The organism is Synechococcus sp. A10-1-5-1, from assembly GCF_023115425.1.
Classification (GTDB): domain Bacteria; phylum Cyanobacteriota; class Cyanobacteriia; order PCC-6307; family Cyanobiaceae; genus Vulcanococcus.
Window position 1 is genome coordinate 2,109,316 of record NZ_CP096032.1, and the last position, 16,658, is coordinate 2,125,973.

17 protein-coding genes and 1 tRNA gene are annotated in these 16,658 nt (G+C 62.3%); 8 read left to right on the top strand and 10 right to left on the bottom strand.

Translation table 11 applies throughout. The features are described from left to right. Positions 1-40 precede the first annotated feature (40 nt). The 5 genes from lipB (at position 41) to queA (ending at position 5,699) form a co-directional block, all read left to right on the top strand. Entirely contained in the window at positions 41-736 is a 696-nt protein-coding gene (gene lipB, locus MY494_RS11310) for a lipoyl(octanoyl) transferase LipB (RefSeq protein WP_371820603.1), read from the top strand. A gap of 28 nt (positions 737-764) precedes the next feature. Then, positions 765-2,681, top strand: a complete 1,917-nt coding sequence (locus MY494_RS11315) for an AMP-binding protein (protein ID WP_247910337.1) — start codon at positions 765-767, stop codon at positions 2,679-2,681. Between the two features lie 88 nt (positions 2,682-2,769). Beyond that, a complete protein-coding gene (locus tag MY494_RS11320; protein WP_247910338.1) occupies positions 2,770-3,213 on the top strand; it encodes a YlqD family protein in 444 nt (147 codons plus the stop codon). Between the two features lie 66 nt (positions 3,214-3,279). Further along, on the top strand, positions 3,280-4,608 hold the full coding sequence (locus MY494_RS11325; RefSeq protein WP_247910339.1) for a dihydrolipoamide acetyltransferase family protein: 1,329 nt from the start codon (positions 3,280-3,282) through the stop codon (positions 4,606-4,608). Further along, a complete protein-coding gene (gene queA, locus MY494_RS11330; RefSeq protein ID WP_247912042.1) occupies positions 4,605-5,699 on the top strand; it encodes a tRNA preQ1(34) S-adenosylmethionine ribosyltransferase-isomerase QueA in 1,095 nt (364 codons plus the stop codon). Before MY494_RS11325 ends, queA begins: the two co-directional genes overlap by 4 nt. A gap of 44 nt (positions 5,700-5,743) precedes the next feature. Here the strand turns inward: queA and MY494_RS11335 are convergent, their stop codons facing one another. The 3 genes from MY494_RS11335 to MY494_RS11345 all read right to left on the bottom strand — a co-directional run bounded on the left by MY494_RS11335 (position 5,744) and on the right by MY494_RS11345 (position 7,464). Further along, the gene (locus tag MY494_RS11335; RefSeq protein ID WP_247910340.1) at positions 5,744-6,343 is read right to left on the bottom strand and encodes a superoxide dismutase; all 600 of its coding nucleotides are present in this window, start codon (positions 6,341-6,343) and stop codon (positions 5,744-5,746) included. A 123-nt stretch (positions 6,344-6,466) separates the two neighbouring features. Beyond that, positions 6,467-7,075 carry an FKBP-type peptidyl-prolyl cis-trans isomerase gene (locus MY494_RS11340; RefSeq protein WP_247910341.1) on the bottom strand — a complete coding sequence of 203 codons (609 nt, stop codon included), beginning with the start codon at positions 7,073-7,075 and terminating at the stop codon, positions 6,467-6,469. Between the two features lie 47 nt (positions 7,076-7,122). Further along, positions 7,123-7,464 carry a phasin family protein gene (locus MY494_RS11345; RefSeq protein ID WP_247910342.1) on the bottom strand — a complete coding sequence of 114 codons (342 nt, stop codon included), beginning with the start codon at positions 7,462-7,464 and terminating at the stop codon, positions 7,123-7,125. 53 nt (positions 7,465-7,517) lie between these two features. Between MY494_RS11345 and MY494_RS11350 the strand changes: the two genes are divergently transcribed. The 3 genes from MY494_RS11350 (at position 7,518) to MY494_RS11360 (ending at position 10,536) form a co-directional block, all read left to right on the top strand. Continuing rightward, the gene (locus tag MY494_RS11350; protein WP_247910343.1) at positions 7,518-8,978 is read left to right on the top strand and encodes an apolipoprotein N-acyltransferase; all 1,461 of its coding nucleotides are present in this window, start codon (positions 7,518-7,520) and stop codon (positions 8,976-8,978) included. A gap of 55 nt (positions 8,979-9,033) precedes the next feature. Further along, entirely contained in the window at positions 9,034-9,528 is a 495-nt protein-coding gene (locus MY494_RS11355) for a hypothetical protein (RefSeq protein ID WP_247910344.1), read from the top strand. Between the two features lie 570 nt (positions 9,529-10,098). Beyond that, positions 10,099-10,536 carry a hypothetical protein gene (locus tag MY494_RS11360; protein ID WP_371820722.1) on the top strand — a complete coding sequence of 146 codons (438 nt, stop codon included), beginning with the start codon at positions 10,099-10,101 and terminating at the stop codon, positions 10,534-10,536. Positions 10,537-10,543: 7 nt separating this feature from the next. Here MY494_RS11360 and MY494_RS11365 read toward each other — a convergent pair whose 3' ends face one another. The 7 genes from MY494_RS11365 to MY494_RS11390 form a co-directional block, all read right to left on the bottom strand. Next, entirely contained in the window at positions 10,544-12,238 is a 1,695-nt protein-coding gene (locus MY494_RS11365; protein WP_247910346.1) for a protein adenylyltransferase SelO family protein, read from the bottom strand. A gap of 221 nt (positions 12,239-12,459) precedes the next feature. Continuing rightward, positions 12,460-12,642, bottom strand: coding sequence for a hypothetical protein (locus MY494_RS11370; protein WP_247910347.1), 183 nt, complete (start codon positions 12,640-12,642; stop codon positions 12,460-12,462). Between the two features lie 36 nt (positions 12,643-12,678). Beyond that, positions 12,679-12,999, bottom strand: coding sequence for a hypothetical protein (locus tag MY494_RS11375; protein WP_247910348.1), 321 nt, complete (start codon positions 12,997-12,999; stop codon positions 12,679-12,681). 55 nt (positions 13,000-13,054) lie between these two features. Further along, the gene (locus tag MY494_RS13315) at positions 13,055-13,723 is read right to left on the bottom strand and encodes a fatty acid desaturase (RefSeq protein WP_371820723.1); all 669 of its coding nucleotides are present in this window, start codon (positions 13,721-13,723) and stop codon (positions 13,055-13,057) included. A gap of 38 nt (positions 13,724-13,761) precedes the next feature. Beyond that, positions 13,762-14,718: an orange carotenoid-binding protein gene (locus MY494_RS11380; protein WP_247910349.1), complete on the bottom strand. Its 957-nt coding sequence runs from the start codon at positions 14,716-14,718 to the stop codon at positions 13,762-13,764. A 351-nt stretch (positions 14,719-15,069) separates the two neighbouring features. After that, positions 15,070-16,149 carry a photosystem II q(b) protein gene (gene psbA, locus MY494_RS11385; RefSeq protein WP_247909500.1) on the bottom strand — a complete coding sequence of 360 codons (1,080 nt, stop codon included), beginning with the start codon at positions 16,147-16,149 and terminating at the stop codon, positions 15,070-15,072. A 429-nt stretch (positions 16,150-16,578) separates the two neighbouring features. Then, a tRNA-Ala gene (locus MY494_RS11390) sits at positions 16,579-16,651 on the bottom strand. Between the last annotated feature and the right edge of the window lie 7 nt (positions 16,652-16,658).

A 16,658-nucleotide genomic window follows, 5' to 3' on the forward strand; every position in this document is an offset into this window, starting at 1 on the left:
CTCCTGGGCGATGGACCCGTTTAAACGCTAGGAACGGTCAGTGATTTCAACCACGGCCTCGCCCGCTCACGACGCAATCTGTTTCGAGCCCCCTGGCTGCGTCCCGTTCGCACTGGGCTGGACTTGGCAGCAGCAGTTGCAACGGCGCCTACTGGAGAACCCCGATGGGCCTGAGGCGGTGCTGCTGCTGGAGCACGAGCCCTGTTACACCCTGGGTCGCGGTGCGGACCCGGCCTTCCTGGGCTTTGATCCAGAGGATCCCCCCGCACCGCTATTTCGGATTGATCGGGGCGGTGAGGTGACCCACCACTGTCCGGGGCAGTTGGTGCTCTATCCGGTGCTCAACCTGCAGCGGCATGGCGCTGATCTGCACCTCTACCTGCGGGAGCTGGAGGGGGTGGTGATCGACCTGTTGGCGGAGCTCGGCCTGAGGGGCGGCCGCATGGATGGGCTGACGGGGGTCTGGCTGGAGGGCCGCAAGGTGGCCGCCATTGGCGTGGGTGCCCGCCGTTGGATCAGTCAGCACGGCCTGGCCCTGAATGTCGAGGCGGATCTCTCGGGTTTTGCCGAGGTGGTGCCCTGCGGGATCGCTAACAAGGAGGTGGGTCGGCTGGTGGATTGGCGCCCCGAGCTCTCGGCGGCTGTCCTGCGGTCGCGGCTCCTGGAGAGCTTTTCGCGTCGCTTTGGTTTGCAGTTGCGCCCTCCAACCCTGCAGGAGCAGCTCCAGGGGTGGTAAGACCGGGGCCAACTGACTGGTGTCCCCCATGCCCCTCGCCGAGATCAGCTGGACTGGCAGCCGCCACGATCAGCGCGCCTTGGCCGAGAGGCACGACTGGAGTGCGCTCCGCGGCCTCGACCAGCTCTGGGGTCAGCTGGCTGAGCTCCATGGCGAAGCCCCGGCCCTGGAGGCCCCCCACGCCAAGCCGCCGGAGCAGCTGAGCTTCCGCCGCTTGCATCAACAGATCGAACAGGCCGCCGCCGGCTTCGCTGCCCTTGGCGTCCGGCCTGGCGAGGTCGTGGGTTTGTTCTCGGAAAACAGCCCCCGCTGGCTGGTGGCGGACCAGGGCCTGATGCGTCTTGGGGCCGCGGATGCGGTCCGCGGTAGCGGCGCACCGGTGGATGAGCTGCGCTACATCGCCGCCGACTGCGGTGCGGTGGCCCTGGTGCTGGAGTCCGCGGATCTGCTGCAGCGCCTGCAACTCAGCAGCGAGCTCCTCGGGCAACTGCGCTTTGTGGTCCTCCTGCAGGGAGAGCGCGGCTCGGTGGTGCCGGTGATTCCCTGCTTCACCTGGGACGAACTGATGGCCAAGGGGGGCGCAAGCCCCGCTCCGGCCTGGCCCGAAGGCGGCGAAGAGCGCCTGGCCACCGTGCTCTACACCTCAGGCACGACGGGCCGTCCCAAGGGCGTTCCCCTCAGTCACGCCAATTTGCTGCAACAGCTCCGCACCCTCGGGGTGGCGGTGGCGCCGCGCCCCGGTGATCGGGTGTTGAGCGTTCTGCCGATCTGGCACGCCTATGAGCGCAGCGCGGAGTACTTCCTGCTCGCCTGCGGCTGCCAGCAGACCTACACCACCCTGAAGCAACTACGCCCGGACCTTCAGCGGGTCCGGCCCCACTACCTCATCAGTGTTCCCCGGCTTTGGGAAGCTCTGCTCAGTGGCTTCGAAGATGCGCTCGCGGCAATGCCGGCAAGCCGCGCCAAGTTGCTGCGCTCGGCCCTGAGCGTCAGCCGATTCCACTGCCTCTCCAGGCGTGTGGCGGCCGATCGCACCCTGGTGCCTGAGGGCAAGCGCCGCCGGGTGGCCGCCGCCGCCGGGGCCCTGCTGAGTTGGCCCCTGCATGGGGTGGCCGAGAAGCTGTTCTGGCCGAAGGTCCGCAGCCAGCTGATCGGGGGTCGCCTGCGGACGGCCATTAGTGGCGGTGGTGCCTTGGCCATCCATGTCGATGGTTTCTTTGAAGCCATCGGGATTGAGCTGCTGGTGGGCTACGGGCTGACCGAAACCAGCCCAGTGCTGACCTGCCGTCGTCGCTGGAATAACCGCCGCGGCAGCTCCGGGCAGCCGTTGCCTGGCACCGCCATCAAGATCACTGATCCTGAAACCGGGGCGGTTCTGGCGATTGGTGAGCGGGGCAAGGTGCTGGCCAAGGGCACCCAGGTCATGGGGGGCTACCTGGGTAAGCCGGAGGCCACCGCGAAGGTGCTTGATGCCGCGGGGTGGTTTGACACCGGTGACCTGGGCCATCTCCTGGCCGACGGCACGCTGGTACTAACCGGCCGCGCCAAGGACACGATCGTGCTCAGCAGTGGCGAGAACATCGAGCCGGGTCCCCTGGAGGAGTGCCTGGTGGCCTGTTCCCTGGTGGAGCAGGTGATGCTGGTGGGCCAGGACCGCAAGGCCCTGGGGGCCTTGGTGGTGCCGAAGCCGGAAACCCTGGAGGCCTTCGCCAGTGAGCAGGGATTGCCTGCAACGGACCCCGCCCTGCTGAAGGCCTTGACCAGCCGGCTGAATCGCCGCCTGCAGGCTCGGGTTGGAGCCCGCCCGGATGAACGGTTGGCGGGGGTCGCCCTGGTGGAGCCCTTCAGCATTGACAACGGCCTTCTGACCCAAACCCTCAAGCAGAAGCGCGACCGCATCGCCGATCGCGACGCCCGGGCGATTGAGGCGATCTATGGCCGATAGCGCTGAGGGCGGGGCCGGGAACCCGCCCGCCCCAACCGTTGTCGGTCTTGGCTGCTCCTGACAGGCTGGGCGCCACGATTCATCTCCCATGGCCGAGGGTTCCCTCTCCGTTAAGCGCTCCATCACTGTCCGCGCGGTGGTCACCCCCCGCTGGAAGGAGGACGCCGAGCGGGAGATCAGCGCAGCCATCGCCAACAGCGACGCCCAGCTGGGGCAGCTTGAGCAAGAAGGGCAGCAGCTGGTGGAGGCGATCCGCAGCCAGAGCGCTAACCCCCTCGATCCCCGGGTTCAGGAGCAGGTGGGTTCTGTGCAGGAGCAGGTCGCGGCCAAGCGCGCCGAGCTGGAAGAGCAGAAGCGTCAGCTGCTGGAGCAGCAGCGTCAAGTTCGCGATCTGGAGATGGAGCAGATCGTCGAGCAGGGCCAGCTCGACAGTTTCACGGACGTGAAGGTGGGCGACAACCTGGTGGAGAAGCTCCAGGTGGCTGTGGTCGTGCGCGATGGGGTGATCGAGTCGATCGAAGGAGCCCTCTGAGGCGCCCCCGGAAGTCGCTGCCGCTGAGCCGCGTAAAATCCCCCTCAATTGAGCGGCAGACCTCCGTTGGCCACCCACGAAATCTTCATGCCCGCCCTCTCCTCCACCATGACGGAGGGCAAGATCGTGGAATGGCTCAAGAAGCCAGGTGACAAGGTCGGCCGCGGTGAGTCCGTCCTGGTTGTCGAGTCTGATAAGGCCGACATGGACGTGGAGTCCTTCAACGAGGGCTACTTGGCTGCGGTGTTGATGCCCGCAGGCAGCACCGCACCCGTTGGTGAAACCATCGGTCTGGTGGTGGAAACCGAGGCTGAAATCGCCGAGGCTCAGGCCAAGGCCCCCAGTGCCCCTGCCGCCGCTGCCGCCGCTGCCGCCCCCGCCGCAGCCGCTGCCCCCGCCCCTGCTGCGGCCCCCGTAGCGGTTCCTGCGGCCCCAGCCCCCGTTGCCGCTGCACCGGCCCCAGCTCCCGTGAGCAATGGCCGCGTGGTGGCGAGCCCTCGGGCCAAGAAACTGGCCAGCCAACACGGCGTGGCCCTGGAGACCCTGCGCGGCAGCGGCCCCCACGGCCGCATCCAGGCCGAGGACGTCGAGCGGGCCCTGGGGCTGACCGTGGCGGTCCCCCGCGTGGCCGAGGGTTCAGCACCTGCCGCGAGCGGCAGCAGCAATGGCGCCACTGCTCCCGCCGCCGCCCCTGCGGGTAACACCTTCGGCCGCCCCGGCGAGAGCGTGGCCTTCAACACGCTCCAGGGCGCGGTCAACCGCAACATGGTGGCCAGCCTGGCGGTGCCGACCTTCCGCGTCGGCTACACCATCACCACCACCAAGCTGGACGCCTTCTACAAGCAGGTCAAGAGCAAGGGCGTGACCATGACCGCCCTGTTGGCCAAGGCCGTGGGCGTGGTGCTGGCCCGTCACCCCCAGGTCAATGCCGCCACTAGCGCCGATGGCACCGCCATGGTCTACCCGGCTTCGGTGAATGTCGCCGTGGCTGTCGCGATGGAAGACGGTGGCTTGATCACGCCAGTGCTGGCCAACGCCGACAAGACCGATATCCACTCCCTGGCCCGCAACTGGGCGGACCTGGTGAGCCGGGCCCGTAGCAAGCAGCTGCAGCCTGAGGAGTACAGCACCGGCACCTTCACCCTCTCGAACCTGGGGATGTTCGGTGTGGATCGCTTCGACGCAATCCTGCCCCCAGGCACTGGTGCAATCCTGGCGGTGGCTGCCTCTCGCCCCACGGTGGTCGGCGGTAAGGACGGCTCGATCCGGGTGGCCAATCAGATGCAGGTGAACCTCACCTGCGATCACCGCGTGATCTACGGCGCCGATGCGGCTGCCTTCCTGAAGGATCTGGCTCAGCTGATCGAGACCAACCCCGAGAGCCTGGCCTTCTGATCAGCGACGATCAGCTGCTCTCGAGTTACGTCTTCGACCTACCGGAGACGTTCATCGCCCAGCGCCCCGTGGAGCCCCGCCATGCGGCGCGTTTGCTGGCGCTCGAAAGCGCAGAGGGCTGCAGCCATCAGACGGTCTGGGATCTCCAGCAGCTGCTGAAGCCCGGTGATCTGCTGGTGGTTAACAACACGCGGGTCCTGAAGGCACGCCTCCAAGCCCGCCGGCCCACGGGCGGGGCGGTGGAGTTGCTGGTGCTCGAGCCCGTGGGGGGCAGCGATTGGCTCTGCCTGGCCAAGCCGGCCAAACGGCTCAAGCCGGGGGAGATCCTGCAGATGGAGCACCCCGGTCAAGAGCCAGTGCCTCTGGCGATCGTGGCGGTCGATCCCGAGACCGGAGGCCGGGTGGTGCGCTTCCCGGCGGAGTGCACCACCCCTGAAGCGATTGAGGCGCTGCTGGCGCGCTATGGCGAAATTCCCCTGCCGCCCTACATCCACCAGCACTCCAGCGACGACGACAGCCGCTACCAGACCCGCTTTGCCTCCCGGCCTGGAGCAGTGGCGGCCCCCACGGCGGGCTTGCACCTGAGTGATGAACTGCTCGAAGCCCTGGAGGCGCGGGGGGTGCAGCGCACGACCGTGACCTTGCACGTGGGCCTGGGCACGTTCCGTCCGGTGGAGACGGAAGACTTGACCCAGCTGGAGCTCCACAGCGAGTGGGTGGAGGTGTCGGAGGCTTGTGTGGAGGCGGTGGCCCAGTGCCGTGCCCGCGGCGGACGGGTGATTGCGGTTGGAACCACCTCGGTTCGCAGCCTGGAGGCGGTGGCCCAGCTCCATGCGGGTCAGCTGCAGCCCCACGCTGGACCGGTGAACCTGGTGATTCAGCCCGGCTATCGCTTCGCGGTGGTTCAGGGGCTGCTCACCAATTTCCACCTGCCGAAAAGTTCGCTGCTGCTGCTGGTTAGTGCCCTGGTGGGACGGCTGCGGTTGCTGGCCCTCTACGAGGAGGCCAAGGCCGAGGGCTATCGCTTCTTCTCCTATGGCGACGCGATGTGGATTGCTCCGGAGGCAGTCCTGGAGAGCGCCCGGCCATAAAAAAAGCCCCCGCCTGAGCGGGGGCTGGCGATGCATCGCTGCGATCAGGCGGCGGCCAGGTTGGCGGCCACAAAGTCCCAGTTCACCAGCTTGTCGAGGTAGGTGCTGATGTAGTCGGGGCGGCGGTTCTGGTAGTCCAGGTAGTAGGCGTGCTCCCAGACATCCATGGTCAAGAGGGCCTTCTGGCCATGGGCCAGGGGCAGATCGGCATTGCCGGTCTTGGTGACTTTCAGGGTGCCGTTGTCGAGGACGAGCCAGGCCCAGCCGCTACCGAACTGGGTGGCGCCGGCAGCCTTGAAGGCTTCGACGAACTTCTCAAAGCTGCCGAAGTCAGCATTGATCTTGTCCAGCAGAGCGCCGCTGGGGGTGCCACCGCCATTGGGCTTGATGCACTGCCAGTAGAAGCTGTGGTTCCAGACCTGGGCAGCGTTGTTGAACACACCGGCCTTGCTGGCGTCGCCGGCCACGGCGACGATGGTGTCCTCGAGGCTCTTGCTCTCCAGATCGGTCCCAGCCACCAGGTTGTTGAGGTTGGTCACGTAAGCGTTGTGGTGCTTGCCGTGGTGGAACTCAAGGGTTTGGCGGGAGATATGGGGCTCGAGGGCGTCGAGGCCGTAGGGCAGCGCGGGCAGCGTATGAGCCATGAAACGAGGGATCGTGCTGTTGGATGCCCGGCCAAATGCCGGACGGCGGCGGCATCCTAACGATCGTTTGAAGTTTCGTAAGTCGCGGGAACCGCACTGCTGGCGTGGTTCCCGCAAGCGCGATCAGCCCTTGATCTCGAGCAGTTCCACCTCAAAGATCAAGGTGGCGTTTGGGGGGATCACGCCACCGGCACCCCGCTCGCCATAGGCCAGATCGGGGGGGATGACGAGCTTGCGCTTGCCGCCCACCTGCATTCCGGCGACGCCTTCATCCCAGCCCTTGATGACGCGACCGGCGCCCAGGGGGAAGCTGAAGGGGCCGCGGCCGTAGCTGCTGTCGAACTCCTTGCCGCTCTCGAGGGTGCCGCGGTAGTTCACCACCACGAGCTGACCTGAGGTGGCCTCAGGGCCGTCACCGATGACCAGGTCGGTGATGCGCAGACCGCTGGGGGTCATCCGTTCTTTGGCCGCAACCATTTCTCCTCCGAGGGCAGACGCCCCACTGTCGGCGATGACGTCGCTGGCCATGGTGAAGAGGCTGGGGTTGGGGTCCTCGGGATCGAGCTCGATCTGGCCGCTGAAGCTGGCTGGGGCTGGGGCGCTCGCCACCGCCTGTTGCATGGCTGGCTGGCTGGGGGCTGCGTTGACGGTGGAGGGCGCCACGATCTGGCTGACCAGTGCCAGCAAGAGGCAGCCCACGCAGACGGCTGAGCTGATCAGGATGTCCCGCATGGCTGGATCAAAGAGGCATCAGTTGGCGATTCTCGCCTAGTCGCTCCTCAGTCCGGGATCTCCAGTTGGGATTGCTTCTGCCGAAGCTGTTGTTCCAGCCGATCGATGCGCCCCCGCAGTTCATCCACTTCCCGTTGCCGGGCGAGGCCCAGGTCCTGCAACAGGTGATCGAGGTTTCGCTCCACCTGGCGTTCGGTCTGTTTTTCCAGCTCGGGGTTCTCCCCGCGCAGGCTGGCGAGAACGTCATCGACCAAGGCGCTGGCCTGGTTTGGATCGAGTCGCCCACTGCTGACCCAGGCCTGGGTGACGCCCCGCAGGCGCTCGGCCACAAGGGAGGTGGTGCCAAGGCCTCGGAAGAGCAGTTGCTGAAGGGTTCGGCTGGGATCCATGAACCCGCAGGGGTGCGCTGATTGCACCATGACGCTCTTTAGGGTCAGTGGCCATGGCAGAGAACCGGCGACTGGTCTGGATTGGTGCCCTGCTGGGCGGCCTGCTCGCAGGTGTGGCTCTGCCGCCACTGGGTTGTCCTCCTCTGCTTTGGATTGCCCTGCTGCCGCAGTGGGGTTTTGGTCCCGGGCCGGCGGCCCTCTGGGCCGGAACCGCTGTATTGCTGAGCCATCGCTGGCTGCTTTGGCTGCACCCGCTGGATTGGGTCGGGGTGCCCCTGCCCTTGAGCCTGCCGCTCTGTGTCCTGCTCTGGCTGCTTCTGGGTTTGCTTGGTGCGGGGCTGGTGGCGCTCTGGCGAGCCCTGGTGGGACGGTTGGGGCCCGGCCGTTGGTCAGTGGCCCTCCTGGCCTCGGCTCTGTGGGGGTTGGGCGAGGTCTGGATGGCCAAAGGACCCCTGTTTTGGCTGGGGCTGGGGTCGGTGGTCCTGCCTGGTGATCGCGCCCTGGCGGGCTTGGCCCAGTGGGTTGGGGCCGGGGGATTGGCGGCGTTGCAGTTGCTTCTCGCCTGGGGGCTTTGGCGCTTATTGCTGGCTTGGTGGGATGGGCGCCGCGGTCTCTGGCGCGGCGGGTTGACCTGGCTGTTGGCGGTCGCCCTGCTGCATGGCCTGGGCTGGCAGTTGCTGCAGCGCAGCTCCCTTCCAGACCCTGAGGCCCCGTGGCTGTCGGCGTTGGTGCTTCAGCCCGATATCCCCACCCGGGAGAAGTTCAGTTGGACTCAGCAGCGAGCCCTGGAGCGGCGGCTGCGGGAGGCCCAGGCGGAAGCGGAAGCCCAGGGCGCCGACCTTTTGGTGCTGCCGGAGGGGGCTTTGGCCTTGGGGCAAGGCCTTCCTGCTCCAGGGGCTGTGGAGGTGCTGAGCGGCGGCTTCCGCCAGGAGGAGATCGAGCTGCGCAGCAGTGTTCTGCTCTTTCCCCCTCAGGCGCAGGAAGCCGAGGGAGCCATCGACAAGCATCGCTTGGTTCCGCTTGGGGAATGGGTTCCCGGCGGTGCCCTGTGGCGTTGGGCTGGGTTGTCGGCGGTCGGTGGGGTGGAGCCGGGGCCGGCCTCGCGCCTGCTGCAGCGCCCTCAGGGTGATGTGGCTGTCGCCATTTGCTACGAGATTGCTGATGGTGCGGGCTTGATCGGTGCCAGTCGGGCTGGGGCTGGCTGGATCTTGGCCAGCGCCAATCTCGACCCCTATCCCCTGCTGTTGCAGCAGCAGTTTCAGGCCCTATCGCAATTGCGGGCCATCGAGGCCAGTCGCTGGCTCGTGAGTTCCGCCAACACGGGGCCGAGCCTGGTGGTGCGGCCTGATGGAGCCCTAGGACAGGCCCTGCCGCCAATGCATGCAGGGATGCTGTTGGTGCGGTTTCAGGTCAGGTCAAACCAGACTCCCTATGGCCGCTGGGGGGAATGGCCACTGCTACTGACGGTCGGCGCCGGGCTCGCCGCAAGTCGGTCTCGCGTGAGACAATCTTGAGACTTGCTTAAGGCGCCTTTTGGTTTCCTTCCGCTCTGGTCTTCTTGGTCTGGGCTTGGCGGCCGCCTCCGTGCTGCCGTCTCTGCCTGTGCGGGCCACTGATCAGGGGGATGCGGCGCTGGAGGCCGTCGTTGCACTTGGGGTGGTCGTGATTCGCCGGGCTGAGTGCGGTGGGCCGCGTCAGCTCGCGACTTACAACATGGGAGCCAACGTTCTCTGCCTGTCCCACTCCCTCGACCGTGACCCACTGAAACGGGCCAAGGTGATTCAGCACGAATTAGTGCATGTGGTGCAGGACTGCCTCGATGGGCTGGAGACCCCGACCTCGCTGACCTTGGCGGAGGGGCTGCGCTCCAGTGGGCAGCTGAGTGGCGAGCAGGTCAATGGCTTTTTTCTGCACCACCTGCGCAAGCAGGGCAACTTGGACCATGTGGTGGCCTCAACGGCCCAGCTCCCCTTCGAGAGTCGGCAGCGTGAGTTTGAGGCCTACGCGCTACAGGCCGATCCGCCGATGGTGGCGCATTTATTAAAAGCGACCTGCAGGCTCTAATACGTTGCGCTGCGAAGGGTTTTAGAGAGACCTTCTCATCGCCTTTGCTGCGGCAATGTGTTGGATTGTGATGCTCCTGTTCTAGGTATTCAGCCGCAGGTTGTTGTGCCTAATTCGCGAAAAGTGTGGCATTTATACCTGGAAGAAAAGGGGTGACCAGGGCTAGGACGAATGGAGTTACCGCTGTTGCTGTGACCGCTTATCCCTGTTGCGCAGCCTGTAAGAACTTCATCATCGCTGGCGGCATGGGGGTCTGCCGCTGTTGGCGGATGACGATGAGCTTGAAAGAAGCCGAAGTGCAGGTGAGCTGTCCGTATTGGGTGCGAGCCGTGGCGGTGGAAGATCCGTACGAGGCCTTGGATTGAGTGCTGCCCTCCACCCTGGGGTCGCCGGCCTGCACCTGAGACAGCGCTTGCTGGCTCAGGGCTGAAAACCGGAGAGATTTGGCTGGAAGAACGCCCCTGTTCCTCGGTCTGGGTCCAATGAGACCGGAGATGAGAGTGGCGGGGTTTGCGGTTTTTCGGGTCGAGTCGTTGGTTGGCCTTCGCGGTTGTGCTGCTGGGGCTTGGCATGCAGGCTTCGCCGGTCTGGGCTGAGCGGCTGAAGTCGATTTTCCTGCTCCGGGGGCTCTTGCTCCGGGCTGGAACGGAGACCTTGGTGGCGAGAGATTGTCCTCAGCAATTGATGGGCGCCTTTGTCTTTGCTCGCAATGCGGTGGTGTTGTGTGCCAATAACCTCAAGGACGACCCGGAGCGTGTCTGGGAGACCTTGGCCCATGAATCCGCCCATGTGATGCAGCACTGCCGGCGTGAACCCATCTTTGAAAGCGATCGCTTGGGCCTGGATTTTCTGGTGGCCCATCGCCGCTCACCGGATTTGTTCAAGGCCGTTGGTCAGTACCACCCGAGTCAGCACCGCAGCGAAATCGAGGCGCGGATTGTTCAAGGCTTGCCGGCAGAGGAGGTGATGAATCTCTTCCGCCGCGCCTGCGCGGATCGCTTGCTTTAGCGCCGACTCAAGATGAGCAGCTGTAGTGCGAGAGCCCCCCGGCGTTAAAGAACTCGCGGGGTTTGAGCCGGTCGTAGGTCGCGGCGAGTTCCGCTGGAGGGGTGACGTAGGGATCACGGAAGACCGCCTGTAGCTCTTGGATCAAACCCAGGTCGCCTTCGGCTGCGCGCTCGTAGGCCGGCGCCACTAACCATTCGCGCCAGGTGATCTGGGGATTGGCCCGCTGCATCGTCGTCCTGGCGTCATCGGGGGCGCTGATCTGCCCATGCCAGCGCTGCAGCCACTCAGCCCAGCGTTTCTCCAGTTCCGCGTCGATTGGCACATAGAAGGCGGGTTTAAGCGCATCCACCTGCTCCGGGAGGCTGGAGAGTTGGCGGAAGGCCAGGGTGTAATCGGCCCTGGAGCTGGCCAGCAGTTGCAGCAGATCCTTGAGGAGGTCGTCGTCGTAGTTGGCCAGTCCCAGCTTTCGGTTCCACATCGCCTCAAGTTCACCGCGCATCGCCTCCGAGAAGCCATCGCGCAGCTCATCGAGCTCAGCCAGCGCCCCCGCGTCGTCCTCCAGCAGTGGCCGTAGGGCAGACCAGAACATTTGGTAGTTGGCCTCTGCGGCTGCCGGTTGGTTGAAGAAACAGAAGTGCTCACCGCCGCCGGTCCAGGGCTGGAAGCGGGGATCAAACAGCTCGCAGAAGCCGAAGGGGCCGTAGTCGAGGGTGTAACCCCCGGCGGCGCAGTTGTCGCTATTGAAGTTGCCCTGGCAGTAGCCCACGCGAATCCAGTTCGCCACCAGGGCCGTCAGCCGTCCGCGGAAGAGCCTGGCCAGCTCCAGCACCTGCTGCTGGAAGGGCAGAGCCGCGTTGATCTCTGTGCGGTAGTTGCGCTCGATCAGGTGCGTGGTGATCTGTTGCAGTTCCCGTAGGGCTCCGGGGTGGGCCTTGCTGCGGACCCGGCGGGCAAAGAGCTCCAGCTGGCCGACTCGAAGGAAGGACGGTGCCACCCGGGTCGTGATTGCGGCCGGGTTGTCGACCATCACGTCCGGCTCAAAGGAGCGCGATTGCTGGGAGTACCAGGGCCGCCGCACGCCTTCGGCGCGGGACATGTAGAGGCTGAGGGAGCGGGTGGTGGGCACCCCCAGGGCGTGCATCAATTCCTGGCCGAGAAACTCGCGAACGCTGGAACGCAGCACCGCCCGACCATCGGCGCCGCGGCAGTAGGGCGTGGGGCCGCCCCCCTTGAGCTGCATTTCCCAGCGCTTGCCCTCAAATAGGCCTTCAAAGATCGAGATCGCCCGGCCGTCGCCGTAGCCATTGCCAGTGCCGAAGGGGCACTGCTGGATGTATTCCGTGCCGTAGATCGAGAGGGCATAGCCCGTGGCCCAGCCATAGGGCCGCATGGCTCCCCTGGTGACGCGGCTGTCACCGGAGAAGAGCCGGCGGAAGTCCTGGTCGTTGGCCAGGCCCTCGCTCAGGCCCAGTTCTGCGAAGAGACTGGAGCTGTGCGCGACGTATTCCGGCGATGGCAGTGGCGTGGGGGTGACGGGGACGTAGTGCCCGGAAAAGACCTGCCTGGGCCGGTGGTCATCGCCGTCGCTGCTGGCCTCGGGATCGACTTGGAGGGACTCCAGCAGGGAGTAGTCGACCTGATCGGCGAAGGCCTCAAAGCTGTCGATGGCCCGGCATTGCCCGGCGTCCGCGGTGATGCTCATTGATCTGGTCCGTGAGCAACTGAATTACGGGTTAAGTAAGTATTGGACGAGAAATTATTTTGCACTTTGGAAGCCAGTTTGTTGAATCGAGGATGTATTGAGTTGTCGATTATCAACACGCATTGGCGAAAATAAAAGTAAATTGCCAGCAACTAATCCGGCGGTAGTGATTAAGGCTGCCAATTTTTCGAACGTTTCGATCTTCACCCGGACCTATCCGTTCAGAGTATTTCCTTTGACTGCTCAGCATTAGCCGCAGCTTCTTCGAGGTCATTCCAGGTCAGCCCTGAAGCATTGAGCGACAACTTGATTTCTTGTTCAAGCATATGTGCAGAATCAAGATGATGAAGGTACTTGATATATTGAGGTATGAGGAGCGCGAGCGTTGGCGTTGAGTTGGTCACGTCAAGATTGTTTTGTGCTCAGATTGATACTAGCGATTAGAACATCGACATGGCCTTGATCTTTGCGATCTTCTTGGGTTCAAGTCCGTCAAGCTCCGCCACTGTGACCAATCCTCGTTTGACCATCTCGGCGAATGCGAAGAGTGCCGTATCTGGGTCGAACTGAGACCGCCCTTCTAGCCCGTGGCGCTCGATGCTGAGAAAGTCATGGAGAGCGTACAGAGATTCGATGTCAGACAAATTGGAGGACTTGTCTTGAATCTGTTTGATGAGCTCTGACTCGGCTTTTTTGTTGCCGCTTGCGAAAGCTGATTTCGCTATTTCGATTTCAGTTGAAGTCCATTCTGAGTTGTTCATGCTGGCTGGTGAGACTCAAGGGAGGAATGTGGTCTGAGTGCGCATAGACTATGGGTTATGGCTTCATTGCCGCAAGCCTTGGAAGCTGGTACCACGGAATGAATGGATTCTCGTGATGCTCCCGATGATATCCGAAATTATAACAAGTTATGAGGGAAAGTAGCGGAGGCAAGTTGCTGCTTCTGGGCGTTGTTGAGTCACTTTCCAGGGCTGGCCGGTGTGGCAACCATATGCCAAAAGTGAAAAGCTGTACGGAGCTGATGATTAGCGGGATTACACTGAAGGCTATTACATTTTTAATAGAGTAGCCCGATAGCGCATACGTTAAGGCCCAACTTGAAATGAGCCAAAAGAGTGAACGCCTATTGACATATGACCGAAGAAATCTGAAAAACCAGCTGAGGAAGCCAGCTTCAGTCTCCAGTCGATAGTCCGGGTCTTCGGGAGTTTCTGGTGAACTGTGGTGAAGAAGATGTTTGTGCTTGCAAGAGGAATAGTTCAGTCCTGCATACAAAAACAAGGCCACAGTCCCGACGGCTTTGTTCAGGCGTGGCCACTCCGGAGAGAGTGTGTTGTGCATGCTGTCGTGGGCAATGATAAAAAGGCCAGTATTCAAAAAAGATCTGATGCTAATGAGCAGCAGAGCGATTTCAACGCTGATCTTTCCTATCTCTGCACCAGTCGAGATGAATGCCACTGCTAGCCATGGCAATAGGATTGCCATGGCATGGGCGAGGCCAAGTGACTTCTTGCGCAGCGATGTCAACGATTGCCGAGCTTTAACAGTTCTGCAGGGTTGGCAAGGAGATCAATGGCTACAAAGTAAATCTTGTCGTTTTCGTCCAGTAGGAATCGCCATGCGACGTTCATCCCAACTTCGCTACCGAACCATGGTGTCTGGACTTTGCCAGTGACCTTGATTTGGTTAAAGCCAGATTCAGCAGGTTCACCGAATCCCCCCTGTGGCATCAGTTGAAGATTTTGACAATCTCTCTTGAAGAACTTCAGGATTGCTTCTTTGCCAATGATTGGACGTTGGAAGGGAGGTTGCAGTGCACCGTCAGGCAGGAAAAGCTCAATGAGTGCATCAAAATCATTCGAGTTTAGCAACTCCATGTAGCTCAATACAGTCTGATTGAGTACACCGGGGATAAAGATTTGCTGGCGCTCTGATTGGGGTGTGGGAATGACCTCAGGTTCGCTGGCAAGGTTCTCGTCATCCTTTGCAGGATCGAAGCCCATGTCAACAACAAAGTTGCGAAGGATGCTGATCTGCTGTCCTTGCTCAACCTTCTTGAGAGATTCGAGAACGGAGTTTGCGTTTGCAGAGAGTTTGTAGCCCTGGGGTATCGCCGCAACTGTTCCTTTCCTCATTAATTCGCCCAGCTCGTACCAGAAGCCCAGCTTTACGTTGATCGACCAGTTGGCATATTGCCTTCCTATGGGCATGTCGACCTTTGTCGCCAGGTCGCACATCACTTTGCTTTGCTGATCGGCAGACATCTCTGAGATCTCTTTCAGCGCGAGCTGGCAAAACTGCATACGTGCAGCTCCGGGTGCCGCCACGGTGATGGTTTTACCCATTTCTGTGTAAGCAAACCAGATCAGTGCCAACTGATCTTCTGCGCTCAGCAGCTGATAACGGGCAGTAATAGCCGGAATGACATCGGCCGTTTTGGTATCGGGGAATATCTTGGCGGCTTTATCAATCGTGAACATCTAGTCGTGTTACAACTTTGTAACAGTATAACACACGCTCGCGGTTCTATCGGCTGTAAATCGGCGGCGATCCTGCTTCTGTTCGCCCATGGCCTGATCAGGTTCTCAATTTGATGATCACCCGCATCCGTGGATTTGCGTATCAGTTCACTGTCCAGCAATGGTGTTGATCTCTGGGGTTGAACTGAAGTCCCTCTTTCTTAGATCGTTCTAGGCCTTCTCCTCAGTGATCATGGCTAGGGCCTTTGATGAGCACCAAGCCAACAAAAAGCCCCCACCTTGCGGTGGGGGCTTCTGATTCAACCGTCCTCGAGGTTCGAGAAGAAGCTGAATCGTTGGTTGGGTTCAGCCTCAGCCGATGGCGGGAGCTTGCAGAGCCACAGGAGTGGACTCAGCAGCAGCCAGGTCGAGGGGGAAGTTGTGAGCGTTGCGCTCGTGCATCACTTCCATACCGAGGTTGGCGCGGTTCAGCACGTCAGCCCAGGTGTTCAGCACACGACCCTGGGAATCCAGGATCGACTGGTTGAAGTTGAAGCCGTTCAGGTTGAACGCCATGGTGCTCACGCCCAGGGCGGTGAACCAGATGCCAACCACAGGCCAGGCAGCCAGGAAGAAGTGCAGGCTGCGGCTGTTGTTGAAGGAGGCGTATTGGAAGATCAGGCGACCGAAGTAACCGTGGGCAGCCACGATGTTGTAGGTCTCTTCCTCTTGGCCGAACTTGTAGCCGTAGTTCTGGGACTCGCTCTCGGTGGTTTCACGCACCAGGGAGGAGGTCACCAGGGAGCCGTGCATGGCGGAGAACAGGGAACCACCGAAGACACCAGCCACACCAAGCATGTGGAAGGGGTGCATCAGGATGTTGTGCTCAGCCTGGAACACCAACATGTAGTTGAAGGTGCCGGAGATGCCGAGGGGCATGGCGTCCGAGAAGGAGCCCTGACCGAAGGGATACACCAGGAACACAGCGGAAGCAGCAGCCACGGGTGCGCTGTAAGCAACGCAGATCCAGGGGCGCATGCCGAGGCGGTAGGAGAGTTCCCACTCACGACCCATGTAGGCGTAGATGCCGATGAGGAAGTGGAAAACAACCAGCTGGAAAGGACCGCCGTTGTACAGCCACTCGTCGAGGCTGGCAGCTTCCCAGATGGGATAGAAGTGCAGACCAATGGCGTTGCTGCTGGGGATCACAGCGCCAGAGATGATGTTGTTGCCGTAGATCAGGGAGCCGGCAACAGGCTCACGGATGCCGTCGATGTCGACGGGGGGTGCTGCCACGAAGGCAACGATGAAGCAGATGGTGGCGGCCAGCAGGCAGGGAATCATCAGAACGCCGAACCAACCCACATAGAGGCGGTTGTCGGTGCTGGTGACCCACTCGCAGAACTGGTTCCACGCAGAAGCGCCTTGGCGCTGCTGGATGGTGGTCGTCATGAGTACGGGAAAGAAAGGCCTCAACGGACTAGCCGTTGGAGCGGGGATGCAGAACGGCCCATGCGGGCTGTTGCACCTGAAGCTATGAGTGGTGCCCATCAGAAGGGAACCCTTTTGGTGATCGCCTCTAGCGATCACATCAATAACCAGAGCTGATCAGCCTCAGTGTCACTGGAGTCTTGAGGTCGCCTGGGACTGAATTGCCCCCAAATGGGGCTATGGCGATCGTCAAGTAGGGCCGGAGAGTGTCTGCAGCCCCCGGGAGGGGCACCGAAGAGCAGACGGCCCCCGTTCAACGACGGGGGCTTTTCTTTTGCTTCTGCCGATCAGGGTCGTCGTCAGTCATGCGCCAGATTTCTGGCTGTTTTGGCTTCTTAGGCCAGACACCTCGGCACTAAAAAACCCGGTCCAAGACCGGGTTTTGAAAAGTGGAGCCAAGGAGACTCGAACTCCTGACCCCCTGCATGCCATGCAGGTGCTCTACCAGCTGAGCTATGGCCCCTTTGGAT